This is a genomic window from uncultured Xylophilus sp., assembly GCA_913776965.1.
In the GTDB taxonomy this organism is placed as follows: Bacteria; Pseudomonadota; Gammaproteobacteria; order Burkholderiales; family Burkholderiaceae_C; genus Xylophilus.
This window is the reverse complement of sequence record CAJYQL010000033.1, coordinates 1-25,641: the sequence shown is the minus strand read 5'-3', so window position 1 is coordinate 25,641 and position 25,641 is coordinate 1. Positions and strand designations below refer to the sequence as shown.

Annotated in this window: 21 protein-coding genes; 7 read left to right on the top strand and 14 right to left on the bottom strand. The window is 67.5% G+C overall.

Annotated elements, in window-relative coordinates; genetic code table 11:
* Window positions 1–91: 91 nt before the first annotated feature.
* On the bottom strand, window positions 92–2,809 hold the full coding sequence (locus QZ500_RS05870; protein WP_295852109.1) for an ATP-binding protein: 2,718 nt from the start codon (window positions 2,807–2,809) through the stop codon (window positions 92–94).
* Between the two features lie 66 nt (window positions 2,810–2,875).
* Window positions 2,876–3,619: an NUDIX domain-containing protein gene (locus QZ500_RS05865; protein WP_295852107.1), complete on the bottom strand. Its 744-nt coding sequence runs from the start codon at window positions 3,617–3,619 to the stop codon at window positions 2,876–2,878.
* Window positions 3,620–3,726: 107 nt separating this feature from the next.
* Here QZ500_RS05865 and QZ500_RS05860 point away from each other — a divergent pair, with 107 nt between their 5' ends.
* The 3 genes from QZ500_RS05860 to QZ500_RS05850 all read left to right on the top strand — a co-directional run bounded on the left by QZ500_RS05860 (window position 3,727) and on the right by QZ500_RS05850 (window position 7,055).
* Window positions 3,727–4,593, top strand: a complete 867-nt coding sequence (locus tag QZ500_RS05860) for a cysteine hydrolase (RefSeq protein ID WP_295852103.1) — start codon at window positions 3,727–3,729, stop codon at window positions 4,591–4,593.
* Window positions 4,590–5,801 (top strand): nicotinate phosphoribosyltransferase, encoded by a 1,212-nt coding sequence (pncB, locus tag QZ500_RS05855; RefSeq protein WP_295852100.1) that lies wholly within the window; start codon window positions 4,590–4,592, stop codon window positions 5,799–5,801. The genes QZ500_RS05860 and pncB overlap by 4 nt, the downstream gene beginning before the upstream one ends.
* A 162-nt stretch (window positions 5,802–5,963) precedes the next feature.
* Window positions 5,964–7,055: a bifunctional nicotinamide-nucleotide adenylyltransferase/Nudix hydroxylase gene (locus QZ500_RS05850; protein ID WP_295852097.1), complete on the top strand. Its 1,092-nt coding sequence runs from the start codon at window positions 5,964–5,966 to the stop codon at window positions 7,053–7,055.
* 42 nt (window positions 7,056–7,097) lie between these two features.
* Here QZ500_RS05850 and QZ500_RS05845 read toward each other — a convergent pair whose 3' ends face one another.
* From QZ500_RS05845 to QZ500_RS05825, 5 genes are all read right to left on the bottom strand, one after another.
* Entirely contained in the window at window positions 7,098–7,520 is a 423-nt protein-coding gene (locus QZ500_RS05845) for a DUF86 domain-containing protein (RefSeq protein ID WP_295852095.1), read from the bottom strand.
* On the bottom strand, window positions 7,510–7,941 hold the full coding sequence (locus tag QZ500_RS05840) for a nucleotidyltransferase domain-containing protein (RefSeq protein ID WP_295852092.1): 432 nt from the start codon (window positions 7,939–7,941) through the stop codon (window positions 7,510–7,512). Before QZ500_RS05840 ends, QZ500_RS05845 begins: the two co-directional genes overlap by 11 nt.
* A gap of 29 nt (window positions 7,942–7,970) precedes the next feature.
* Complete coding sequence (locus QZ500_RS05835; protein ID WP_295852090.1) at window positions 7,971–9,626, bottom strand: phosphoethanolamine transferase; 1,656 nt, start codon at window positions 9,624–9,626, stop codon at window positions 7,971–7,973.
* Window positions 9,627–9,717: 91 nt separating this feature from the next.
* Window positions 9,718–10,233: a CinA family protein gene (locus tag QZ500_RS05830; RefSeq protein ID WP_295852088.1), complete on the bottom strand. Its 516-nt coding sequence runs from the start codon at window positions 10,231–10,233 to the stop codon at window positions 9,718–9,720.
* Window positions 10,230–10,757 (bottom strand): phosphatidylglycerophosphatase A, encoded by a 528-nt coding sequence (locus tag QZ500_RS05825; RefSeq protein WP_295852086.1) that lies wholly within the window; start codon window positions 10,755–10,757, stop codon window positions 10,230–10,232. Before QZ500_RS05825 ends, QZ500_RS05830 begins: the two co-directional genes overlap by 4 nt.
* Window positions 10,758–11,149: 392 nt before the next feature.
* Between QZ500_RS05825 and QZ500_RS05820 the strand changes: the two genes are divergently transcribed.
* Both QZ500_RS05820 and QZ500_RS19540 read left to right on the top strand, forming a co-directional pair.
* The gene (locus tag QZ500_RS05820; protein ID WP_295852083.1) at window positions 11,150–11,821 is read left to right on the top strand and encodes an FMN-binding negative transcriptional regulator; all 672 of its coding nucleotides are present in this window, start codon (window positions 11,150–11,152) and stop codon (window positions 11,819–11,821) included.
* 233 nt (window positions 11,822–12,054) lie between these two features.
* Window positions 12,055–14,361, top strand: a complete 2,307-nt coding sequence (locus QZ500_RS19540; protein WP_366762651.1) for a hypothetical protein — start codon at window positions 12,055–12,057, stop codon at window positions 14,359–14,361.
* Between the two features lie 270 nt (window positions 14,362–14,631).
* On the opposite strand, the gene QZ500_RS05800 is transcribed toward QZ500_RS19540, so the two are convergent.
* The 4 genes from QZ500_RS05800 to QZ500_RS05785 form a co-directional block, all read right to left on the bottom strand.
* Window positions 14,632–16,437 (bottom strand): ATP-binding protein, encoded by a 1,806-nt coding sequence (locus tag QZ500_RS05800; protein WP_295852073.1) that lies wholly within the window; start codon window positions 16,435–16,437, stop codon window positions 14,632–14,634.
* Window positions 16,434–18,551, bottom strand: a complete 2,118-nt coding sequence (locus QZ500_RS05795; protein ID WP_295852071.1) for an ATP-binding protein — start codon at window positions 18,549–18,551, stop codon at window positions 16,434–16,436. Before QZ500_RS05795 ends, QZ500_RS05800 begins: the two co-directional genes overlap by 4 nt.
* Before the next feature lie 91 nt (window positions 18,552–18,642).
* Window positions 18,643–19,371 (bottom strand): HD domain-containing phosphohydrolase, encoded by a 729-nt coding sequence (locus QZ500_RS05790; RefSeq protein WP_295852069.1) that lies wholly within the window; start codon window positions 19,369–19,371, stop codon window positions 18,643–18,645.
* A 54-nt stretch (window positions 19,372–19,425) separates the two neighbouring features.
* The gene (locus tag QZ500_RS05785) at window positions 19,426–19,800 is read right to left on the bottom strand and encodes a response regulator (protein ID WP_295852067.1); all 375 of its coding nucleotides are present in this window, start codon (window positions 19,798–19,800) and stop codon (window positions 19,426–19,428) included.
* Between the two features lie 123 nt (window positions 19,801–19,923).
* Here QZ500_RS05785 and QZ500_RS05780 point away from each other — a divergent pair, with 123 nt between their 5' ends.
* Together QZ500_RS05780 and QZ500_RS05775 are read left to right on the top strand one after the other, a co-directional pair.
* Entirely contained in the window at window positions 19,924–20,592 is a 669-nt protein-coding gene (locus QZ500_RS05780) for an excisionase family DNA-binding protein (RefSeq protein WP_295852125.1), read from the top strand.
* A 1-nt stretch (window position 20,593) separates the two neighbouring features.
* Entirely contained in the window at window positions 20,594–21,304 is a 711-nt protein-coding gene (locus QZ500_RS05775) for a response regulator (RefSeq protein WP_295852062.1), read from the top strand.
* 53 nt (window positions 21,305–21,357) lie between these two features.
* Here the strand turns inward: QZ500_RS05775 and QZ500_RS05770 are convergent, their stop codons facing one another.
* The 3 genes from QZ500_RS05770 to thiL all read right to left on the bottom strand — a co-directional run bounded on the left by QZ500_RS05770 (window position 21,358) and on the right by thiL (window position 25,506).
* On the bottom strand, window positions 21,358–22,680 hold the full coding sequence (locus QZ500_RS05770; RefSeq protein WP_295852059.1) for a diguanylate cyclase: 1,323 nt from the start codon (window positions 22,678–22,680) through the stop codon (window positions 21,358–21,360).
* Window positions 22,677–24,377 carry a methyl-accepting chemotaxis protein gene (locus QZ500_RS05765; protein ID WP_295852056.1) on the bottom strand — a complete coding sequence of 567 codons (1,701 nt, stop codon included), beginning with the start codon at window positions 24,375–24,377 and terminating at the stop codon, window positions 22,677–22,679. Before QZ500_RS05765 ends, QZ500_RS05770 begins: the two co-directional genes overlap by 4 nt.
* A gap of 124 nt (window positions 24,378–24,501) precedes the next feature.
* Window positions 24,502–25,506, bottom strand: a complete 1,005-nt coding sequence (gene thiL, locus QZ500_RS05760; protein ID WP_295852054.1) for a thiamine-phosphate kinase — start codon at window positions 25,504–25,506, stop codon at window positions 24,502–24,504.
* Window positions 25,507–25,641 lie beyond the last annotated feature (135 nt).

The window sequence follows — 25,641 nt, the reverse complement described above, 5'->3', positions numbered from 1 at the left end:
GCCGGGGCATTTCCGATGGTTTTGGGTCGCTCGCGCAGGTGGAGCCTGCGCGAGCAGCTATCGAAAATATAGCAATCGGCCGGCTCCGGCCTCAGCGCTGTAGCGCCAGCCGGATCGCGTCGTAGAGCGGCTGCAGCGCGATCGGCTTGGCGACGTAGCCCTGGAAGCCGGCGTCGAGGCCGGCGCGCACGTCGGTCGCCATCGAAAAGGCGGTGAGCGCCACCGCCGGCAGGTCGCCCGCGCTGCCGCCGGGCCGCTGGCGCAGCGTGCGGATCAGCGTCAGTCCGTCCATCACCGGCATGCCGATGTCCGACACCAGCCGGTCGAAGCGGTGGGTCTCCAGGATCGCCAGCGCCTCGGCGGCGGAGCCGACCGCCCGGACTTCGGCACCGAAGGAGGCGAGCGCGACCTGCGCGACTTCGCGGGCATCGGGCTCGTCGTCCACCAGCAGCACCCGCAGGCCCTGCAGCACGTCGCCGATGCCGCCGGGCGCCGCGGCCCGTGCGCTGCCGGCCGGCAGGGCGTCCGGGCCGTCGGCGGCGAGCGGCAGCCGCACGGTGAAGCAGGCGCCCTGGTCGGGCCCTTCGCTTTCGGCGGTGATGCGGCCGCCGTGCAGCTCCGCCACCCCCTGCGCGATCGCCAGGCCCAGGCCCAGGCCGCCGGAACTACGGGTGACCGAGCCGTCTTCCTGGCGCAGCCGCTCGAACACGTGCGGCAGGAAGGTGGCGGAGATGCCGCGGCCGGTGTCGCAGACCCGCAGCACCGCATGGGCGCCGTCGACCTCGGCGCTCAGGTCGATGCGGCCACCGGCCGGGGTGAACTTGACGGCGTTGCCCACCAGGTTGGACAGCAGCTGTTCCAGCCGTCGCGCCTCGCCTTCAACCACCACCGGCCCGCCGGGCGCGCAGGCCAGCGCCACGCCCTTGGCCTGCGCCGCCGGCAGATGGGAGAAGTACACGCTGCGCGCGACCTCGGCCAAGTCCACCGGCGCGGTCTGCAGCACCATCTTGCCGGCCATCACCGCGGTCATGTCCATCAGGTCGTCGATCAGGCCGGCCTGCTGGCGGGCATTGCGGCGGATCGCCTCGCTCGCCTTCACGATCATCGGATCGTCGGTGCGCTTGCGCGCGAGGATCTCCGACCAGCCGGTGATTGCATTCAGCGGCGAGCGCAGCTCGTGGGAGACGGTCGCCAGGAATTCGTCGCGCATGCGCGCCAGCCGGTCGGACTGGGCGCGGGCCGCCTTTTCCTCTTCCAGCGCGCGCTGGGTGGCGTCGGCCAGCCGCACGATCTCGTCGATGTCGAAGATGGTGCCGACCCAGCGCTGCACCGTACCGTCGGTATCAGGCACCGCGCGCGCCCGGATGTCGCACCAGCGGAAGGCGGCTTCGCCCGGCCGGCGCAGCCGCATCCGGCAGGACAGGTCGGTGCCGTCGGCGGTGCTCTGCCGCCAGGCGGCGTGGAACGCCTCCGCGTCCTCGGGGTGCAGCAGGTCGGCGATCGCCGCGACGCTGCGGTCGGCCGCGTCGCGGCCGGCCAGCAGCCACTCCTGGTTGACGTAGCCGAGTTGGCCGGAGGCGTCGGCCTGCCAGACGACCACCTGGTCGAGCGCATGGCCGAGCGCCTCGAACTGCCGCGCGCTGGTGGAGGAGGCGTCGGCGCTGCTGCGGGCGGAGTCGGCCATGCGGGCCAGTGCCCGCTTGACGGCCAGCACCTCGCCGGTCTCGTCCTCGGCCGGCAGGGTGTCCTGCCAGCCGCTGCCGGTGCCGGCGGCGGCTTCGGCCCGGTCGATCTGGTCGGCCAGGCGGCGCAGCGGCCGCACCAGCCGCCCCGCGAGGAACCACGCCAGCGCGGCGGCGAGCAGGCCGATCAGCGCGCCGCCGCCGACGAAACCCATCTGCAGCTGGCGCACCGGCGCCAGGCTGCGGTCGTAGGGCTGGCGTGTCACCACCCGCCAGCCGAATCCGGGGAACTGGCCGTAGGCCTGCACCGGCGCCGAGGCGGTCAGGTAGTCGATGCCGTCGGGCCAGGCGGTCCGTACGGCGCCGCGGCCCGGCTGCAGCGACCGGACCAGCGCGCCCAGGTCGGTGCCGGCCGGCACCGCCTGCGGACCGGCCGCCAGCACCACCTTGCCCTGGGTATCGACCAGCAGCAGTTCCACGCCCTGCCGCCCGGCGGCGGGGCCGAGCACATGGTCGCGCACCTGACCGGCCCATTCCCAGCCTACGTGCGTGCCGAACACCCGGAAGGCGCGGCCCTGCGGGTCGCGGATCGGCGCCGCGAAATCGAGGAAGCGCAGCGGCTCGCCGCTGGCAGGACGCGGCAGCAGTTCGGCCAGCCGCACGGCGTCGTGCACGTCGCCGACGAACAGGCCCTTCTGGCCCTGCTCGAACACCGGCCGGCCGGTGGCCAGGCCGCCCTCGAAGATGCCGCCGTTGGCCGCCACCACCCGGCGGCTGGCGACGTCGACGATCGACACGTAGGAGAACTCGGGATTGGCCCGCTGGAATTCCTCCAGCGCCTCGCGCAGCTGGGCGGGCGTCGATTCCGGATCGCGGTAGCGGTCGCGGTAGGTCTGGTTGAGCACCTCGCGGGCGAACTGGTGCATGCCGGCCGAGAGTTCGCGGGCCATCTGGTCGGTCAGCGCGCCCAGGTTCTGCGCGCCAAGCCGCACCAGCCGGTCCTCGGCCATGCGGCCGAGCAGCAGGGCCAGGGCGATCGACACGCCGAGGATCAGCACCCCGAGCGACAGGCCGATACGGGTCTGCAGCCGCATCGGCAGGCTGGAGGGTGCGGATGAAAATCTCATGGCGGGGGCATCAGGGCGGTGCGATGGTAGCAAGGTGGGTGGCCGCTCACGGCGGCGCGGTGCCGTTCATTCGCCGGAGCGGAAGCCGCGCGGGAATACGGTGGCGCGGCTGCGGTCGCGCAGGCGGTAGTGCATCGCCGCCCGGCCGGCGGTGCCGCCGGCGCGGCCGGCCTCGTCCAGGTAGCCGGCATCCAGCATGCGCCGCCGGAAGGCGCTCTTGTCGAGCGGCCGGCCGAGCACCAGTTCGTAGACCCGCTGCAGCGCCGGCAGCGTGAAGGTCTCGCCCAGCAGGAAGGCCGGCAGCGAGGTGTATTCCACCTTGGAGCGCAGCCGCTCCAGCGCTGCCGCGAGGATCGTCGCATGGTCGAAGGCGAGCGGTTGGCGGCAGGCGTCCTCCACCGCCCACCAGCCGTCCTGCGCGGCGGCGGGGCCGGTCACCGGCAGCAGCGCGAAGTAGGCATGGGTGGCGCACCAGCCGCGCGGGTCGCGCTGCGCATCGCCCCAGCTGCCGAGCTGCTCCAGGTAGGGCGCGGCGACACCGGTCTTGTCCTGCAGCTTGCGCAGCGCGCAGTCGAGCAGCGAGGCGTCGCGCGCCACGTCCACGAAGCCGCCGGGCAGCGCCCACCGGCCGGCGAAGGGTTCTTCCCGCGTGTCGGGCCGCCGTACCAGCAGCACCTGCAGCGCGTCCTGCAGCACCGAGAAGATCGCCACGTCGACCGTTACCAGCGGCCGGGGGAAGTCGAGCGACGCCGCTGCGCCGACGGTCGCGCCGGGGGGCGGGGGAGCGGGATTCGACACGATGTGTTGCATGCGGGCCTTGACGCATCCTTTGAAGGTTGTACTATACAACCCATAAAAGTTGTGCAGTACAACTTTCAACGGCGGCCTACACGGCCGCTACCGCCGGAGGACCTGCCATGCCGCGCCCGACCACCCACCTGCTCGCCATCGACCCGCAGAACGACTTCTGCGACCTGCCGGCCGACTGGTGCCCGTCCCACCTGCCCGAGGGCGCGGTCGCGCCCGCGCTGCCGGTGGCCGGCGCCCACGACGACATGCTGCGGCTCGCCGCGTTCGTCGATGCGGCCGGCGACGCGCTCGACGCGATCACCGTGACGCTCGACTCGCACCACCGGCTCGACATCGCCCACCCCACGTTCTGGACCACCGGCGACGGCGGGCCGGTGGCGCCGTTCACCGCCATCGCCGCCGACCAGGTGCGCGCCGGCGCCTTCCGGCCGCGTGCGGCGGCCTGGCAATCCAAGGCGCTGGCGTATCTCGATGCGCTGGAGGCGGCGGGCCGCTACCGGCTGATGGTCTGGCCGGTGCACTGCGAGATCGGCAGCTGGGGCCACGGCGTGCATGCCGCCGTCCGGGCCGCGGTCGGCCGCTGGGAGGAGCGCCGGTTCGCTGCGGCGAGCGCGGTGTTCAAGGGCACCAACCCCTGGACCGAGCACTACAGCGCGCTGCAGGCCGAGGTAACAGATCCCGACGCGCCCGAGACGCAGCTCGACCGCGGCCTGATCGCGCGGCTCGACAACGCCGACCGCATCGTCGTCGCCGGCGAGGCCAGCAGCCACTGCGTGAAGGCGACGGTCGAGCACCTGGTCGAGCACCTGCCGTCGGGCCGGATCGACAAGCTGGTGCTGCTGTCCGACTGCATGAGCGCGGTCGGCGGCTTCGAGGCCCAGGGCCGCGATTTCGTCGAAGCACTTCGCGCCCAGGGCGCGACGGTCGCCACCGCCGCCGAGGCCATCGCCCTGCTGCAGGGGGACGCCGCATGAGCCCGATCGTCCAGAGCCTGCTCGACACCGACCTCTACAAGTTCACGATGTGGCAGACGATGCTGCATCGCCATCCGCAGGCGCAGGCCGAATACACCTTCCTGTGCCGCAACACGCCGGACTACCCGCTGGCGGAGCTGCTGCCGGCAGTGAACGCCGAACTCGACGCGCTGTGCCGGCTGCGCTTCGCGCCGGACGAACTGGCCTACCTGCGCAGCCTGCGCTTCATGCGCGGCGACTTCGTGGACTACCTGCGCATCTTCTCGTTCCAGCGCGAATTCGTCGAAGCCACCGCCGACGGCCCGCACCTGCGCATCCGCGCCCGCGGCCCGCAGGTGCATGTGATGGCGTTCGAGATCTTCGTGCTCGCGATCGTCAACGAGCTGTACTTCCGCCGCTTCGACGCCGCGGCGGCGCTGACCGAGGGCTGCCGCCGGCTGGATGCCAAGGTCGCGCGGCTGCAGGCCTTCGCGGCCGAGCCGCCGTGCCGCCATCCGTTCGAGTTCTTCGATTTCGGCGTGCGCCGCCGCTTCTCCCGCGACTGGCAGCGCGAGGCGGTCGGCCGGCTGCAGGCCGAGGCGCCGGCGTTCTTCAAGGGCACCTCCAACGTGCTGCTGGCGCGCGACCTGGGGCTGGTGCCGATCGGCACGATGGCGCACGAATACCTGCAGACCTACCAGGCCGTCGGCGTGCGGCTGCGCGACTTCCAGAAGGCCGCGCTGGAGGACTGGGTGCAGGAGTACCGCGGCGACCTGGGCATCGCGCTGACCGACGTGGTCGGCATGGACGCCTTCCTCGCCGACTTCGACCTGTATTTCGCCAAGCTGTTCGACGGCCTGCGTCACGATTCGGGCGACCCGGCCGACTGGGGCGAGAAGGCCCTCTCCCACTATGCGAAGCTGCGCATCGACGCGCACACCAAGCGGCTGGTGTTCTCCGACGGCCTGGACCTTGACCGCGCCATTGCGCTGTACCGCCGCTTCGGCGACCGCACCCAGACCGGCTTCGGCATCGGCACGAACCTCACCAACGACATGGGCCTCGCGCCGCTCAACATCGTGATGAAGCTCACCGCCTGCAACGGCCAGGCGGTCGCCAAACTGTCGGACTCGCCCGGCAAGACGATCTGCAACGACCCGACCTTCCTCGCCTACCTGGCGCAGGTGTTCGGCGTGCCGGTGCCTGCGGCGCTGGAGGTGCCGGCATGAGGGACGTTTCGTCTGTTGGCCACGGGCGCGCCATGCCGTCGCCGCAGGAGGTTTCCATGCAAAGACCGCAGGCCGGTGTGCGCAGCCTTCGCAGCCGTGTCCGAGGCCCGGCCGCATGATCGCGGCCGGTCTCTCTTCTTTTTTCCTTCTTCGGGCTCTGCCATGACCACCAACGCCACGACCCCCGCCCCCGACATCGCCGTCTGCATCGGCCGCTTCCAGATCCTGCACAACGGCCACCTGGCGATGCTGCGGCGCGCACTGTCGCTCGCGCCGCGCTGCGTGGTGGTGCTCGGCTCGGCCTTCCAGGCGCGCACGCCGCGCAACCCGTTCACCTGGGAAGAGCGGGCCGCGACGATCCGCCTGGCCCTGCCCGAGGCCGACCGCGACCGCATCGACTTCGTTCCGACGCGGGACTACTACGACCAGGCCGCCTGGACCCGCGCGGTGCGCCAGGGCGTCGAGGCGCTCGCCGGCGACCCGCGGGCGCGCATCGTGCTGGTCGGCCACCGCAAGGACGCGACCAGCGCCTACCTGGAGGATTTCCCCGGCTGGACGCTCGACGATCCCGGCCTGCTCGGCGACGTGCACGGCACCGGCCTGCGCGACGCGTACTTCGCCGCCGCCGGCCATGCGCTGGAGCCGGCCCTCGCGACGCTGGTCGCGCAGGTGCCGCCGGCGACGCTCGGCTTCCTGCGCTCCTGGGCCGAACTGCCGGCCTACGCCGACGTGGCGGCCGAATGGCGCACGCTGCGCGAGGAAAAGGCCCGTTGGGCCGGCGCGCCTTATGCGCCGGTGTTCGTCACGGTCGATGCGGTGATCCGCTGCGCCGGCAAGGTGCTGCTGATCCGCCGCGGCCGCGCGCCAGGCCGCGGGCTGCTGGCGGTGCCCGGCGGCTTTCTGGAGCCGCGCGAGACGGTCTACCAGTCGGCCCTGCGCGAACTCGCCGAGGAAACCGGCCTGCGCCTGCTGCCCGAGGACACCGCCGCCGCGCTGCGGGCGGTGCATGTGTTCGACCATCCGGACCGCAGCCAGCGCGGCCGGGTGATCACCCACGCCCACTATTTCGACTTGGGCGATCGCCGGCTGCCGGAGGTGGCACCCGACGACGACGCCGCCGCGACGGTGTGGATGCCGGTCGGGGACATCGCCGCGCACGAGGCGGAATTCCACGACGACCATTTCCACATGCTCGACTTCTTCTTCGGGCTGACCGGAGAAAAATCGGAGGGTTTTCGGCACTCAGCGCAGTAGCAGCCTGCGCATCATGCTATTAAATGGATAGCGATCGGCCATTCAGTCCGGCCGCGCTTCGCGCCGCAGCAGCGTTTCCGAAAAGGCGGCGAAATCCTGCAAATGGTCGCGGATCACGGCCAGCGTGATCGGCAGCTGCAGCTTCTGGTACTCGTGCACTGCCACGTTGCGGAAGCCGACCATGCGCTGCAGCGAGGTGCAGAGCGGACCATCGATGATCCCCGCCTGGGCCACCAGCGCGAAGACGTCGCGCGCGCCCTGCGGCACCCCCAGGCGTTCCCGGCGGACGAGATGCTGGCCCATGTCGAGCGCGGCCTCGCAGGCGCGCTGGATACTGAGGATGGCCGCGTCCTGCCGCGTGAAGTCGGCGGCGAAACCGGCCGGGTCGTCCGCGTATTCCTCGCGCACGCGGCGCAGGCAGTGCTCGATCGTCGCGGCCTTGTTCAGCAGCACGTCATCGGCCATGGACGTGCCCCTCCCGGACGATGTCGGCCAGCAGATCGGCGCGGGCCTCGTCGAGCGCGGTCTTCTCGCTCAGCACGAAGGCCTCGAACAGGCCCGCGCGCACGTCGGCCGCCCACCAGCGTTCGCCGGTGGTGAGCACCTGGTACTGCATCACCGTCGTCGCGGCCCGCAGGTCCAGCAGGTCGACCTCGCAGCCCGCGGACGCGGCGAGGTCGGAGGCCAGATGCCACAGGCGCACCGGGTCGGCATAGCCCTCGACCAGCACCGCCAGATCCAGGTCGCTGCGGGCATCGGCGGTCCCGGCGATGCGGCTGCCGAACGCATAGACGCCCAGCAGGCCGGACAGCTCCGCGCGCAGCCGGGCCACGACGGCGTCGCGCACCGGTGCGGCGGCAGGAAAGGCGGGCGGTCGGGCGGACATGGGGCGTCGATTGTCGGCGAGCCGACCGGTCAGTCGGTGAACGACGCCACCGCCGTCGGCAGGCGTGGAGGCTCCCAGCGGTAGCCGGCGCGCAGCACGTCGCGCTCGGCGCGCAGGCCGGGCCAGTGCAGGTCGAGCAGGTCGGCCAGCGTCCAGCCGGCCCAATCGGAGCGGAAGGGCTGCGCGGCGGCGCCGGGCGGGGGCGGCAGGTCCCAGCGGCTGCGCCAGACGAGGGCCGGGATGCGGTAGCCCGAGGCGGTGCGCGGGCTGTGGCCGGCATGGTCGCTGCCGTGGCCGACCTCCTGGCCGTGGTCCGACAAGAACATCCAAGCGCGCTGCTCGCCGGCGCGGGGCCGGGCGTGGCGGGTGATCTGCAGCGTCTCGGCGACGACGAAGTCGTGGTAGAGCACCGCGGCGTCGTAGTCGTGGCGGTACTGCCGGACCCAGGCGGCGCGGCCCTGGCGCAGCAGGTCGGTCTCGACCGCGTCGGGCGCGTCGTCGAACGGGTTGGCGTCGGCGGGGAAGCGCAGCCGGTAGTGCGGATGGGCGCCCATCAGGTGGACGATCACCAGCTTGCGCTCGGCCGGGTCGTGCATCGCCTCCTGGATGCAGTCAAGCAACTCGCCGTCGAGCGACGCGCTGGAGCGGCCGGGCGTGCGGTTCATCATCTCGACCACGTCGGCCATCCGGGCGTGCTGCTGCTCGATCGCGATGTCGTCGTGGTTGCTCATCCACCAGACCTTGTAGCCGGCCGCACGCGCCAGAGCGATCAGGTGCTGGTCGGCCGGGCGCTGCGTGCCGTCGTCGCGGGTGCCGTGGTCGTCGTGGTCGCCGGTATCGCCGAAGCCGAAGATGCTGCGCATCGCCGGCAGCGTGCTCGCGTCGACCGACCAGGCGTTCTTCAGCACCACCAGCGCGTCGCCTAGCTGCGACTTCTGCGCCGCGAGCCGCGGCGTGGTGGGGCGGCCGTAACCGTAGAGCGACATGTTGTCGCGGTTGACGCTGTCGGTGATCACCAGCACCACCGTCGACGCGCCGCTGCGCGCGAGGGTCGGCGCGGCGGCCCGGGCGCGGGCGTGCAGTGCTTCGCGCTCGGCCTGGCGGTCGGCCCAGCCGGCGCGCAGGTCGGCGACGGACCGGCCCCACTGGCTCCAGAACGCCACCGGATGCAGCCGGCGCCACGATGTGCCGGCGTGCGCCAGGCTGCCGGCCAGCAGGGCGACGCACAGCAGCGCGACCGTGCTGCGCGGCCACGGATGCGGGCCGCCCCGGGCGCCGCGCCGGGCTTGGCGGGCGCAGAACACCGCCGCCACGGCCAGCGCGACCGCCCAGGCGACGGCCGCGCGCCAGTGCATCGACAGGTATTCCGCGCCTTCCCGTGCCGTGGTGTTGGCGACGGCACTGAGCACCAGCGTGCTGTCGGGCGCGGCGCCGTAGGTGTCGAGCAGGTAGGCGCGCACCACGCCGTCGAGCGCGAACACCATCGCGCCGAGCCACACCGCCACGCTGCGCAGCCGGTGCAGCCGCGGACTGCGCAGCGGCCAGACCATCAGCGCGAGCAGCGGCAGCGCCAGGCCCGCGAGCTGCAGCACCCGCTTGCCGTCGTGGCCGAGCACGATCAGCGTCAGCAGCGCGGCGCCGAGGGCGCCGCAGGCGAGGAGGACGGGAGGAGGGCGCAGCAGCATGACGCCCGAATTGTGCGCGGCCGGCGCGGCGCTCGAGGCGCATGGCCCGGCGCGGCCGCGGTGCTTGGCCACCAGCCGGCTGCGACGCGGTTCAGAAGCCGCCTGGCGCCAGCCGCGCCAGCAGGCCCTGCTGCGCATGCGCGACGGTGGCCTGCCGCACTGCGGCGCGGTCGCCGTCGAAGCGGCAGCGCTCGGCCTCGACCACACCGCCGACCGACCAGCCGAACCACACGGTGCCGACCGGCTTGTCGGCGCTGCCGCCGCCCGGCCCGGCGATGCCGGTGACCGCGACCGCCACCTGCGCCGCCGAGCGCGCGACCGCACCCGCCGCCATCGCCCGCGCCACCGGCTCGCTCACCGCGCCGTGCGCTGCGATCAACGCCGCATCGACGCCGAGCAGCTCGGCCTTGGCGGCGTTGGAATAGGTCACGAAGCCGCGCTCGAACCAGGCGCTGGAGCCGGCCAGGTCGGTGCAGGCGGCGGCGATCAGGCCGCCGGTGCAGCTTTCGGCGGTGGCGAGCATCCAGCTTCTTTTAAGCAGCAGATCGGCCACCCGCGCCCATCCCGCCTGCGCAGTGTGCTCCTGATTCGATAGCGCATCGCTCATGCCAGCGCCTTCCAGCCGGCGATCACCAGCAACGTGCAGAAGGCCGCCGCGAAATCGTCGGCCAGGATGCCGAAGCCGCCGCGCGGCCCGAAGCCGTGGAACGCCCGGTCGGCCCAGCCCACCGGCCCCGGTTTGACCGCGTCGAAGAAGCGGAACAGCGCGAACGCGACCGCCTGCCCGAGCAACCCCGCCGGCAGCACCAGCCACAGCACCAGCCAGAAGGCGACGATCTCGTCCCAGACGATGTTGGACGGGTCCAGGCTGCCGAGCCGCCGCGCGGTCACGGTGCAGGCCCACCAGCCGACGAGCGTGGCGCCGGCGATCAGCCCGCCCAGCTGCGCGGTGGTGAACCAGGGCACCAGCGCCAGCCACGCGAGCCAGCCCCAGAGCGTGCCGGCGGTACCCGGCCCCACCGGCGCGAGACCCGAGCCGAAGCCGAGCGCGATGAAATGCGCCGGATGCGCGAGCATGAAGCGGGCGGTAGGGCGCACGGGCGCGGGGGGTGCGGCGGGGGAGGGCTGCATGGGAGGCGGAAGGCGACGAAGCGGGGCGTGGACTGCGGCTGGCGGACGCGCAGGCCGCATCCGCCGCAAGGGTCGTCATCATCGCGGAAAAGCCGGCTGTGCCTCGCCGGTGGCCGGGGCGGCAAGGTAGCGGTGAGCATGGTTACGGGCAGGGCAGGGCAGGGCAGGGCAGCAGGCAACAGGCAACAGGCAACAGGCAACAGGCAACAGGCAGCAGGCAGCAGGCAGCAGGCAGCAGGCAGCAGGGCGCGGCAGGTGTAGATGTAGGGGGTAGGGGTAGGGGGCGGCTAGCGCCACTCCGCCACTCCGCCACTCCGCCACTCCGCTACGCTGACGGCTGAAGCACGCCCTGCTACGTCTGCGCACGCACCTCCTCACCCGCACCGTTCGCCATGTACCTGCCCGCCCATTTCGCCGAAAACGACCCCGACCTGCTGCAGGCCGCCGCGACCCGTGCGCCGCTCGGCATGCTGGTCACCCACACGGCGGACGGCGGGCTGGATGCCCAGCACCTGCCGTTCGAATGGGACCGGGCCGCGGGCGGCCTGGGCGTGCTGCGCTGCCACGTCGCCCGCGCCAACCCGGTCTGGCAGGACGCGGCAGCCGCCAATCCGGCGCAGCCGCTGCCCACGCTGGTCGTGTTCCGCGGGCCGGACGCGTATGTCTCCCCCAGCCTGTACCCATCCAAGCAGACCCACCACCGGGTTGTCCCGACCTGGAACTACGTCGCGGTGCATGCCCACGGCCGCATCGCGGTGCACGACGACCCGCGCTGGCTGCGCGGCCTGCTCGCCCGCCTGACCCGCCGTTTCGAGGCCGCGCGCCCCGCGCCCTGGAAGATGGGCGACGCGCCGGCCGACTATCTGGAGGCGCAGATCGCCCAGATCGTCGGCCTGGAGATCGTGGTGGAGCGGGTCGAAGGGAAGTGGAAGATGAGCCAGAACCGGACGGCGGCGGACCAGCAGGGGGTGGTCGACGGGCTGGCGGGGAGCGCGGATCCGCGGGACCGGGCGGTGGCCGAGACGATGGCACAGGTGACAGCCCCACTTAATACGCGCGTCTGAATGTGCGCCGTCGCCAGCGGGTGGGCGTCGAACTCCGAGCTTCAAGCTGCGGGCGTATGCATGCCTTCGCCGTGGCCGCAAGGCGGCAAACGACCGTTGTGTCATGCGGCGAGGCGATGTAGGCCTGAGCGCGTTCACGCGTCGATTAGGTACTGGCACATCGACCGAACGCCGCCGTGCCGGTACAGTCCCCACGGCACGCAGCCGGCCCGGGCAGCGCAGGAAATCGGAACATGTCCAGAAAGCTTCTCGCCCAGTACGCCACCCGCATGAAGCAGAAGGAGGAGGAACTGTGCCGAACCGCCCGCGGCACCGCCATGCTGCTGCACGATGCGGGCTATTTCGCGCGCAAGTCGATCGCGCTGCCGGTCGAAAAGGCGGGCAACAAGGAGTTCGCGGGCGCGGTCTCGACCGGCGGCACCCGGCATTTCTTCCAGAACCAGATCAACAGCTTCTCGCACAACAAGCGCGGACTGGCCACCACGGCGGCCGGCACGGCGGCGAGCGTGGGCACCGGCATCGGGGTGGGCGTGGCGGTCGGCGGCGGGGTGGTGCTGGTGGCGGCGTCCGCGGCGATCACCGGCGGTATCGCCGTGGGCGTCTTCGCGCTCGGCATCGGCATCGCCGTCGGCGTCAATGCCTACGGGGCCTACCAGCGAGGCCAGGCGCACGAACGCACCTCCGGCCAGAGCGCCGACGAGCGCTACGACACCTCTGCCATGGTGAGCGACCTGGAGTACATGCTGAACGCCGCCGACCTGGAAGCGCTCGCCCGCTACCAGGATAAGGCGATCGAAGCCGGCAAGCTGCTGGACCGGATGGTCGCCGCGCCGGTGACCAACTGCGGCGATGCGGCGACGCTGGCCTACGGCCTGTTCCGGTTCAAGCACCGGCTGGAAGAAAAGCTCGACAAGGGCCGGCAGATGGACCACCTGTCGAACTTCGTGTTCCTGGTGGACAACAAGATCGCGGCCGCCAGCCAGATGTGCAGCCTGCTCGGCGAGATCCATACCGCCAACCTCGTCATCCATCTGGCCAAGCCCGATGCGAATCTGCTGAACCCCGAGCAGAAGAAGGCCTACGGCAAGAGCGTGACGGTGGCGAACCACCTCCGCGACTACAACGCGCTGGCCTGGAAGACCTGGTTCGAGACCATGACCGGCGCCCGTCCCGGCGCGGCCGGGGCCCACGTCGCGGGCCTGATGCCGCTCATGGCCCTGCGGCAGCGCATGATGACCCGGTCCGGCAAGGCCGAGATGGAGAAAGCCTTCGCCTCCATCCTGAAGGAAGCCAAGAGCGCCTCCGACGGCGACCACAACGATGTCAGCGGCAAGGTCCAGGACGCCCTGGCGGCGGCCGGCCCGGTGGACCTCGGGGACCAAGCCGCGGCGACCCGCAGCGGCCATGTCGGCGGGACGAGCCTGAAGGACTTCAGCATCAGCCAGCTGCAGGGCGTGGTGCTGGGCGCAGGCAAGACCGCCGCGACCAGTGCGTCGGTATCGTCCGCGCTCGGGTCCAGCGCCATCGGGTCGACCGTCAACATCGCCGCCAGCGGCGGTGCCGGCCTGGCCGCGGGCATCGTGGTGTCGGCGCTGGTCGGCTATGCGCTGGAAATGCTCAACGACCGCAGCAACATCAAGGCGATCTACGGCAACACGGTGACCGATCCGGCGCAGCGCATCTGGCTGCTGCGCTCGATGCTGAAGGCCGGACGGATCGAGGCGATGGCCGACAGCATCCGCAAGTGCCAGGAGAGCATCGCGGCCCTGCAGGCCTTCTATGCCGACGGCAGCACCATGCGCCCACGCCAGCACCCGGGACCGCAGCGGCCAGGAGACCACCCATGCCGACATGGTCACGGCCACCAAGCACCTGTTCCGGCTGCAGAAGCACATGCTGAAGCTGCTGGCCGCGAACAGCGTCCTGGGTCTGTTCTACAACGAGCTGTATGGCCAGGTCGAGAAGATGATCACCGCCTATTCGGCCCCCGGCGGCGCAGCGGACCAGGCCATCGACAAGATCAAGGGCCGGGTGGAGCAGTCGCACCATGCGCAGTGCGCCGGCACCTGCTACCACGTCACCAGCGGCAGCGCGACGGGATTCAACGTGGCCCACCGCCTGAAGGGAGCGCCGAACCCGGCGTGAACCGGCGTCGCTCCGCGTCGTGGCGGAAAGTGCCGGCGCGGCGCGATGGTTTGCGGACGCGCGCCGGATGCGCCGATGCGTTTCGCATGCGATCCCGCGCCGCGTGCGTCCGCCGCCGCAGGATCGGTCGGCTTATCCGAAGTGGTCGAACGACGCGAACCGGCCCGGCACCTGCGCGCCATCCGCGCCGACCACCCGCACGCCCGGCTCCGCGTCGATCCGCCCGATGCGCGTCACGGCGGTGCCGGCCGCACGTCCGGCGGCCTCGACCGCCGCACGGTGCGCCTGCGGCGCGTAAACGCCAGCCGCTGCGGTGCCAATACTTCTGGCGGGTCCGATGGCAAAAGTGCCCTCTGCGTCGGTCCCACCTCCGCATGCAGCTAACAATCCAATAGCGGCATCGACCTTCCGTTACCCCAACGTACATTCCCCAGTTCGCCGACCAGCCCGTCGCTCACGTCGATCGCATTGGTGGCGATGCCGTGTAGCGCCTGCCCCCAGCGCCACGTGCGCGTTCGGCATCCCATGCGCCGTCGCGCGGCGTCGACCACGGTGACAGATGATGCGCCGGCATCGGACTTCCTGGGTCCTCCCATCTGTGCGACCGTCAACGCGGTCGGCGGCAAGCGGAGATCAGGGAGCAGAAGGTCCGGGAAGCGCAGACATTAGTGTGTGTGCGCTTCCAAGATGGCTGTATCGACCTGCGCACGGGATGTCGCTGGCAGAAGCAAGGTGAAGCAAGCACCCGCTCCTTTGGCCGATCGCAGGCGGATATCGCCACCCATACTGCGGGCGAGCGATCGCGAAAGCGCAAGGCCAAGGCCGGTTCCTCCATGCTCGTAGCTGACCCGTGCATGACCCTGCCGAAATTTCTCAAATACGGTCTCGTGCAGTTCGGGTTCGATTCCCGGCCCCATATCGGTAACCGCAAAAGTCCAGAATCCTGCATCGATACGGACGTCCACATCGACGCGTCCGTTCGCCGTGAATTTGATGGCATTCGACAGCAGGTTGTTGAGAATCTGGCGTAGCCGGAAGCCGTCGACTTCCAGCGTTGGTGGTAAGTCGGGCGCGAAACGGATCTGCAAATCCAACGATTTCGCTGCCGCCGTGATTTGGAAAATTTCGACCGTGGCTTCGACCAGATCGCGGACAACGATCTGGTCCTGTGCGAATTGCATCGAGCCCGATTCCACAGCTGACAGATCGAGAATTTCCGACAGCAGGGCGTTCAGGTGCTCCGACGATTTCCGTATCAGCGAAGCCTGTTCGCGGAAGCGCTTGTCTTCGCCTCTTCGCTCCATTAGTTCCGCAAAACCGCGGATGCTCGTGAGCGGCGTACGCAGTTCATGGGAGATCGCGGCCAGAAACTCGGTCTTGGCGCGATTGGCGACCTGGGCGTCCGATTCACTGCGTTGCAACGCACGGTGCTGGCGCTCCAGATGGCGTACACCCGAGATGAACAGCCCCCCCGCACCCACTATGGCCAAGCTGAGCAGAGCGGCCAGAGACACGATCAGACGACGTGCCTTTGACCATTCGGACAAAGCTTCCTGCAAAGAGGCGATGGTGAACACGTAGAGCGGATAACCGCTGACTTGGTGGTAGGCTGCGATGCGTCCGGCGTTTGCAATAGCCCCCTGGCCGATCATGACGCCCTCCTGTGCAAGGGCGTTGCGGTACACACGGCCTCCGCTGCCCACGGCAGCACCCATGCCACTGCTGACGCCGCCCAGTACTCGCGCACGTATCACACCATCCGCGCCCACCAGGCTGACGCCGCCTCCGGTGCCGAGGCGCACGTGTTGATAGACCTCCTCGAAATACCGGGGATCCACCGATGCGACCACCACGCCGGCAGACTTGCCGGCGGCGTCGAGAACGGGCCGTGACAGCTGAATCGTCCACTTCTTGGAAACCTTGCCCAGAACCGGCTTCCCGATAAACAAACCGTCTGCCGCCAGGTGTTCCCGCAGTGCGCCGGGCGGAGCAAGGTGCACGCTCACGTGCTCCCGGTCCGACAGGTTGATCGGCCCAGTCGCATGACCGGACGGATCGATGTTGCTTCCCACAAAACGGCCCTGACCATCGATGAGCGACAACTGGGTCAAGATATCGGACGACAGGCCGGTAGCGTCAACCTGTTTCTGAAACTCTGAGGGTGCCACTGGCCCGGCTGCTGCCATATGCGCCAATCGGATGACCGCCTGATCAACTCCCGCGATGACACGAAGTGTCTGCTCTTGCAGCGCGCGCGCGATATTGGAGTTCTGCCGGACCTGTGCATCGATCGCACCCTTGCGATAGGAGTCGAGTAGTGCAAATACCGTGATCCATATCGCGCATACGACCATCGCGAGCAGCGCGATCGTCGACCATTGCAGTCGCGTCGGGGCTCGGGCAGCCAACCCCATGCGCCTGAACCATGCTTTTCCTGGAACTTCTTGATGACGGGGAAAAGTGGCACTCACGAGCGGACTCCACCATCGTCGTACGGCAATCGGATCTCAAATACCGCACCGCGCTCTGGTGCGTTGTGCGCACGGATGCTCCCCCCATGCGCATCGACGATCTTGCGGCAGATGGCCAGCCCCAGACCCGTGCCGCCCCCGATCTGTTGGGTGCGTGTCGATTGCACGAAAGGCTCGAAAATGGCGTCGTTTTCCCCTTCAGGCACGCCGGGACCCTGATCGCGCACCGCAATGAGAATTTCGTGCAATCCGGGCAACCCAATAGCCAGCTCAACGGACACCGTGATCGTGCTTTCTTCGGGTGAAAACTTGATCGCATTCGCCAGGACATTGCGGATCACCTGCTGGATGCGAATGGCATCGATCGGTGCCACGATTGGATGATCGCCGCAGACCAAGTCGAGGCGTTGGCGTTTGCGATTGAACAAAGGTTCCAGTTCCTGGGCCACGGTCTGGATGCAGATCCGGACATCCACTGCACGGAAGTTGAAAGTACCCACCGTACTTTCAATCTTGGAGACGTCGAGCAGGTTGTTGACGAGTTCCAGCATTCGGATGCCTGATGCCCGAATGTCCTCGAACATCGCTGCCAGTCTCGGATGCTCCGCCCCCCGATGAAGACCCAATTCTGAAAATCCGAGGATGGATTGCAGCGGTGTCCGGAGTTCGTGGCTGATGTTCGCCACGAATTCGGATTTCGAGCGGGATGCCGTTTCGGCGGTCGCCTGCGCTAGACGGAAATCGCTGACATCCAGCTTCGCGGCGAGCAACCCCACGATCGATCCGTCTTCGCGGGTAACGGCGACTTTGTGGACCTGCACATGGCGGCGCGTACCGTCGGCACGCTTAAAAGAATCTTCGAAATGAACTTCGCCGCCTTCCCGAAGCAGCCGTGCATCATGGACGTCATACACGAAGGCCTCGGCCGGTGGGAGAAAGTCGGCATTCCGCCGCCCTAGCACCTCTGCACGACGCAAACGCATGAACTCCTCCCAGGCGCGGTTGACCATGAGGAACCGTCCCGACGTATCGGTCATGCAGAGGGGAACCGGCGCGATTTCCTGCAGAAGCTGCGTCAGCCGCAACTGGTCTTGCAATCGCCCTTCGGCACTGCGCAGCAGAACGCGCGTGCGCTCGCGTTGCCGAATGGTGCGGGACGCCAGTACCGTCGATCCCACGATCACTGCCAGCACGGCAGGCATTGACCATAGCAGCCAATGCAGGCTCGCGAGTGCATCGTCCACGATGGCGCTGTACGGTTGCTGCACAACGATCACGAGCGGGTAGCGCGAAAGAGACCGATACGCCACAAGACGCCGCTCTTGTCCCTCTTGAATGAACGTCCCACGGTGAGCACCGTCCAGTGCCCGTGCGGTGACGGCGTTCGGCGGCCCCGCTTGCACATCGTCCGCAAACTTCCCGGAGGACGCGACCAGCGCTCCGTCTTTCTGCAGAATGGTGGACTGGATGCGCGGCTCGTCTTGGAGAAGCTTGCGCTGATAGCTGGCGAGTCCCGTCGGATCGATTTGCACGACCACGTAATGATCGTGGCCGGTAGAAGAGGTCTGTCGCATCACCAGGGGAAGGAAGCGGGAGTCTGCCTTCGCCTCCGGGCCTCGGCCAGCATCCGAGAGCGTCAAACCACGTGCGACCGGACCCAACATCGAACCGCTCCCGGACAAAGGCCCGCCAAGCGCGTCCAGGGAGATGATCTTGTCGACGTCGTCAGCCGCGGAACTGGCAAGAATTCGACCCGAAAGATCGACGATCGAGATTGCCCGGACGTTTTGCAGGCCCACCAGGGTTTGGGCCAGCAGGGGCCCGAGCAGCGCAGGATCGTCCGTCGGCACATGGTGCTCGATGGCCGCAACCACGGTGGACAGGGCGGCATGAGCAGCATCGGCTGTGCGAACGACATCGTCCTCGATCATGCGCACCAGCATGCGCAACTGCTCCCTGGCACCATGCTCTGTGCGTCGAATTTCTGCCCACACCAGCAGGGCAGACGCCCCAATCGTGAGCAAGCAGGCCAGCACGGCAACGGCAGCGGCTGCAGATGGACCACGAATACCGACCTTCGGGCCAAGCTTGCAGCGGATCGACTCTAAGCGCATGTCATATGCAAAAAACAAGACGGAACATGCGCTCTTCTTCCGAGGGGATAGAAAAGGCGCAGGGGACGTAAGTCATGGCGTTCGTGCGACGTCACAACCCCTCGATGAGCTGTTCGAACGTTGCATCGTTTTCCGTGATGTGGCGGTGCAAATCCACCAACATCTGAGAATGGTCCATGAACGCATCAACCACTGAAGGATCGAAAGCCTTGGCACGTTCGTCGTGCAACATGGCGATTGCTGTGTCTACGGGATATGCCGGACGGTAGACGCGGTCCATCGTGAGGGCGTCGAAGAAGTCGACGACGGATACGATGCGGCCTGATAGCGGAATGTCAGTGCCCATCAGGCCGCTGGGATACCCTCGACCATCCCAGCGCTCGTGATGTGTGAGAGCAATCTCCGCAGCCATTTGAAAAAGTGGGATACGCGAACGGCCTAGGATGGCAGCTCCGTTCGCCGGGTGTGTATTCATCACCGCGCGTTCCGACGCGTCTAGAGGTCCGGGCTTCTTCAGTACAGCATCAGGAGTTGCGATTTTCCCCACGTCGTGCATCGGCGCGGCAAGACGCAAGTTTTTAGCGAATTCGGCAGATTGCCCAAGACACAAGGCTACGGCTTCTGCAAGAAATCCGATGCGCACGATATGCACGCCGGTATCGTCGTCCCGATACTCGGCGGCCAGGCTGAGTCTCAACAACGCCTCATGGTGTGCACGCGATACCTCTTCCAATGCCGCGTTGCGCTCGTGATAGAGCTGCTTCAAATCCTGGACCATGCGTTCCATTTGATGCATGGCGCCGGGAGCATAGTGGCTCATGTCGGTGAAGCTCCTTTCAATTGCAACGATGCACAGGTCTGGGACTCACTGTCGTCACGTCGCGAGCATGCCGCTCACCGTATCGAGCAACTGCAAAGGGCTGAAAGGCTTGACGAGATATGCATCGGCGCCGACGGCAATGCCCGCATCGATATCCTGCTGTTGCCCCCGAGCTGTCAGCATGACGATGGCCGGCCGGTAGAGGTCGTCGTGGTGACTGCGGACTTTTCTGCACAACTCCAGTCCGTCCATCCCGCCAGGCGTCATGACGTCAAGCAGCAGCAAATCAGGCTGCAGGTCGGTGAACAGCTGCGCCCCCTCGGCTGCCGTAGCAGCTTCGGTGATGTCGTAGTTCTCGAACTCCAGCGTCATGCGGATCAATCGGCGAATGTCCGGCTGGTCTTCCACGAGAAGTATTTTTTTAGCCATGTTTGCGTCGTGACAAAGGCTTTATCATATGTATCAATTCGAGCGTTTGCAACTAATTTGGAGGGTGTCGCGTCACGCACAGCAGGCGCTTGCCCGAAACCCTACAATGAAAAAATGATCGAAATGCAATTTCTGAGCGAAGGCGACGAAACTCTCAGCACGCTGGAGGTGGCGCGTGCGCTGGGGCTAGCGGTACGGTCGGTGCAACTCATGGTGGACCGGGGCGAATTGAAGGCGTGGCGAACCCCGGGTGGACACCGGCGAATTTCCCGGGCTTCCGTCATGGAATGGCAGAAAGGCCATGGTCGAAAGCCGGAGCTTGTGTCCACGCTTACCCCAGAGAGCGAGCACGTTGCTGCCCCTGCTGCAGTACCCAAAAGCCCCGCACACGGGACGTCAACCGGCCGTGTGTTGCTGATCGAAGATTCCGCTCATTTTCAGAATCTCGTGTCTCTTGTCGTCAAACATACGCTGCCCGGGGTGGAACTGCACGTGGCATCCGACGGCATCTCGGGCCTCGCCATGTATGGAAGCCTCCAGCCCGACGTATTGCTGGTTGATCTGCTGCTGCCAGGTATCGATGGGGCCACGTTGATTGCAGGGCTGCGGACCAGCCCGCAGTTCAGCGGAAGTGATTTGATCGTCGTCACGTCATTGGAAGAAGAAGAGCGAAGCCCGTATCAATTCGCGCTGGACGGTATTCCGATCGTTCACAAGTCGCGGTTGGCACATGAGTTGCCGGTTCTTTTGGCAGAAGCTTTTTCCAAACGTGGACGGACGCCCGCGAACTGACATGTCGTTGAAGCGTGTGCTGCTGCTGGAGGACGATGCGTCGGTTCGCCGTTTTGTCACCATGGCGCTGGATGACGCTGACATCGAGTTGGTGCATTGCGACTCCGTGGCGGCCGTGCTGTCGGCGTTGGCGAGCGGAGCTGTCTTTTCCCTGGCAGTGACCGACCTTTCGTTGGCCGATGGATCCGCTTTGCCATTGGTCGAATGGCTCGCGCTGTCGCAGCGATGCCGCGTCGCGGTATTCAGTGCGGGGGTTACGCCGGATGTGCGGGGGCGCCTGGAGAAAGCAGGGGTTTGGCGAATACTGGAGAAGCCGGTTGCGCTGGCACAGTTGCGTACGTGCGTCGCAGAGGGCGTCAACGATCGGGCGCTCAAAAGCGAAGTCTCTCGTCAGGCCGAGACGGCACGCTCCGGCGACGCCACCGCTTCATTCTTCGGTGGCAAAGCGGAGTTGTACGCGGAATTCGAACGCAGTTGTCGCCACCAGTTTCTGGAGGACGTTCGCCTTGGCGACGAAGCCAGCGAGCAGAAGGACATGGCTGAGCTTCGGCGGCTCGCCCATAGCCTCAAAACAGTGCTGACTTTGCTTGGGTACGAACAGCATGCCGCCACGGCACGCCTGCTCGACCGAAGCGCTGCTTCGGGCCGCGTGGAGGAGGCGCTTCGTTGGTGGCATATGTTGCGGCCGATCCTGTTGGCCGAGGCCGTGTAAGGCCGAGTGCCATTAGCGTGGCGGATGCGGATCGCGGCGGTCTGCAATAGCGTTCAGGTCACACAGACATTCATCCGGTTCCGGCCGGCCTGTTTGGCTTCGTACATCGCCTGATCGGCACGCTTGAGCAGAGCTTCCGCGTCCACGCTATCGGCCGGGTTGCAAAAGACGACGCCAACGCTGGCTGAAACCTGTGCGTAGCCCCCGTTCAGTTCGACCGGGGCACCGCACGCCTGTAGCAGTCGATCCAAAATGCCCGACGGAACATCCTGAGAATCGAGGTCGGTGAACAGCAAAACAAATTCGTCACCGCCCAATCGGGCAAGCGTGTCGCCTTCACGCACAACAGCCTGCATCCGTCGCGCAAGGGTGAGAAGAAGGGCGTCTCCGCCGGCATGGCCATGGCGGTCGTTCACCGCTTTGAAGCCGTCGAGATCGAGGTACACCACGGCAGACCATCCCATGCGGCGGCCCGCCTGACGTACGACCTGCTGCAAACGGTCCAGGAGCACACGTCTGTTGGGCAGGCCCGTCAGCGGGTCGACGTGCGCAAGTCGCTCCAAGAGCTTCTGTTGACTGTGGAGGGCCGTGATGTCGGTCATCAACACGACATGTTGTGTTCCATGGCTCGGCGACGACACCCGGTTCACGGTCACCAGCGCTACGTAATGACCGCCGCATTTGCGGCGTCCCTGGATTTCGCCGCGGCCGTGGTCCTGCGTACGCAGCAGGTCGACGATCGCGGCGTAATCGCCGTTCGCCGCATCGGAGCCCAACAGCTGCAGCGCAGAGCAGCCCACGACGTCGATTCGCGCATGGCCGGTGATCGCCTCGAACGCATCGTTGACCTCCATCACAACCCCTGCGCCGTCGGTGATGAGGATTGCTTCCGATGCGTGTGTGAAGACGCTGGCCGCCATCCGCAATCGATATTCGCTCTCGTGGCGCTCGGTGATGTCGCGGGTGATGGAGGACGCACCGACGATGCGGCCTGATGCGTCTCTGATCGGGGAAACGGTCGCCGACACGTGAATGGTTGATCCATCCTTGCGCCGTCGGACGGTCTCGAAATGGTGGACCTTCGTTCCCACCAGGATCTTTTGCAGAATGGATTGTTCTTCTGCAACCCTGTCCAACGGAAAAATCTGCAGCAGGGATTGCCCGATCATCTCTTCGGCGGCGTAGCCGAACATTCGTGTGGCGGCGGGATTCCAGCTGGTCACGATACCTTCGACCGTTTTACTGATGATCGCGTCGTCCGATGACTCAATGATCGCCTCGAAGTGGGATCGGGTCGTGGCGATGGCATGCGATGCTGGCGCGTCATCGGAGGCACTTGGTGCCCGTACGTCGAAGTGGGGAGCGACATCGTTCATGTCAGGGCGAGCTGTGGCCCGCTCTGGTAGGCCGGACCGCGCCCAAGACTGGCCATCCGCACCATCTTGGGCTTTTCGCAGGTGAAGATCGCCACTGCGGAGAGCAGCTGCTCGGCCTGGTGCTGGAGACTACTGGCCGCTGCGGCACTTTCCTCTACCAACGCAGCATTGCGTTGGGTCGCGCCGTCCATCAGGTTGACAGCAGCGCCGATCTGGCCCACGCCGGCACTTTGCTCCTGGCAGGCGGCGTTGATCTCTCCCATCAGCGTGCTCACGCGGCCGACCGCCGCAACCACCTCCTGCATCGTGGCGCCGGCACCATCCGAGAGTGCGGCACCGCGCTGGATCTCGGACATGCTGCTGGTGATGAGGGTTTTGATTTCTCGTGCGGCATCCGCACTTCGCTTCGCAAGGACGCGAACCTCTGCGGCAACCACCGAGAACCCCCGCCCTTGCTCGCCGGCGCGAGCCGCTTCCACAGCGGCGTTGAGTGCCAGGATGTTGGTCTGAAAAGCGATACTGTCGATCACGCTGACGATGTCGCTGATGCGGTGCGCACTGCCTTGAATCTGCTGCATGCTCGACACCACGTCGCCGACGGCTATGCCGCACCGGCTGGCAATATTGCTGGTCTGCGTCGCCAATGCGTTCGCTTCTTGCGCGCTGTCAGCGTTCTGCCGCACCGCGTGGCTGAGTTGCTCCATCGACGCCGCCGTTTGCTGCAAGGCAGAAGCCTGTTCTTCGGTGCGATGGCTCAAATCGTGGTTGCCTTGCGCAATCTGGGCGCTTGCGGTGGCGACAGACTCTGCGTTCGAGCGCACGGTCAACACGGTGCTGTTCAGATAGTCCTGCATGCGACCAAGCGCCTCCAGCAGGCGACCGATTTCATCGGCCGACCGAATATCGATGGGCTGCGCAAGATCGCCGGTCGCAATGGCGTTCGCGACGTCCACCGCGCTGGTGAGGCCCCGGCTGATATTGCGCGTGATCCAGGAGGCAGCGGCCACCGCCACGGCAAGGGCCAATGCGCAAAGACCGATCACGGTGTCGCGCCGATGCGCAAGGGATTGGGTGGCCTCGTCGGTAAGTTGCTGAGCCCGCGCCTCTGTGAAGCGAGCGTACTCGCCGGTCGCAGCGACCAAAGCTTCCAGGAGCGGTCTGCAACGTTCCTGAAGATGTTGCTGGGCCTCGGCTTGCCGTCCGGCGGCCGCCAAGGCGACTATCTCCGCCGCGACTGGCGCATAACCCTGTTCAATCTTTTCGATATCGGCGAAAAGGGCGTGGGCCCGCTTCGTCGCGTCGGGTGCTTCTGCCAGCATGCTTCTCAGGCGCGCGATCTGTTGCGCCACGTCAGTCGATGCCTCCAGTGCTTTCTTGCGTTCAGTGGCGACGTCTTCGGGGTTCGACAAGAAAACGAGGTTGCGCGCCGCGATAGCCCGTCGGTCGACAGCATCGCGTATATGTCCGGCGACGGTGGCCCGCGCAGCGAGCCCGTGGACGTAGCTGCTGAACGTAGCGTGGGCTTGCTGCAAGCCCAGCAAGGCAAAAGCGGCCAAGGCCACCATCAGGGCGATCAGGGTGCCGAACGCAATGTTGAGTTTGGTGCGGACCGACAAATGGCGGAACAAGTGGGTTATCAATTTACTCACTCCTGTTGAAGTGATGCAAATGATATTTTTGAAAAAATACGATGTCAACAATCATTGATATCGATTTGCTCACTTTCCGGCCACTGTTCGGTACTGTCAGGTGACCGAGGTCCTGCCCTGTCAGGACCTGGTGACCACCTTCCGAGCGCACTGGGTGATCGGGCCAGACCACTCATCCGAAATGGTCGAACGACGCGAACCGGCCCGGCACCGGCGTGCCGTCCGCGCCGACCACCCGCACGCCCGGCTCCGAGTCGATCCGCCCGATGCGCGTCACCGCGGTGCCGGCCGCATGTCCGGCGGCCTCGACCGCCGAACGGCGCTCCGGCGGCGCGGTGAACGCCAGCTCGTAGTCGTCGCCGCCGGCTAATACGAACTCCAACCGCCGCGTTGCCGGCAACTCACGCATTTCTGACGGAAAAGTGCCCTCTGCGCCCGTCCCACCTACGCATGCAGCTATTAATCTGATAGCGTCTTCGGCCTTCACCGTCATCCCCACCCCTGACGCCCGGCGCACATGCCCCAGGTCGCCCAACAGCCCGTCGCTCACGTCGACCGCACTGGTGGCGATGCCGCGCAGCGCCTGCCCCAGCGCCACCCGCGGGTTCGGCATTTCCATGCGCAGCCGCGCGGCGTCGAACACCGGCGCCGGAACGGACAGCGTGCCGCGGAACACCTCGAGCGCCAGCCGCGCGTCGCCGAGGGTGCCGCTGACCCACAGGTCGTCGCCCGGCCGGGCGCCGCTGCGCAGCAGCGCTTGGCCGGGGGGCACTTCGCCGAAGACGGTGATGCAGATCGCGAGCGGGCCGCGCGTCGTGTCGCCGCCCGCCAGCGTGCAGCCGTGGGCGTCGGCCAGCGCGAACAGGCCCGACGCGAAGCCGGCGAGCCACGGCTCGTCCACCGCCGGCAGCGCCAGCGCCAGCGTGAAGGCGAGCGGCCGCGCGCCGCAGGCCGCCAGGTCGCTCAGGTTGACCGCCAGCGCCTTGTGGCCGAGCCGCGCCGGATCGACGGTGGACAGGAAATGCCGGCCCTCGATCAGCAGGTCGGACGACACCGCCAGCTGCAGGCCGGGCGCGGGCTGCAGCAGCGCGCAGTCGTCGCCGATGCCGAGCGGCACGCCGGGTGCGGCGTGCGCGGGGCGGTGGAAATAGCGGTTGATGAGGTCGAATTCGCCCACGCCGGCGGTCCTGAGGAGAGTGGAAGAGAGCGCGGGAGCATAGCGGTGCGGTGCGGTGCGGTGCGGTGCGGTGCGGCCGGGCCGATCCGTCGCGGGGCGACCCGGCCGGCGGTGGCCTCGTGTGTCCTGCTGTGG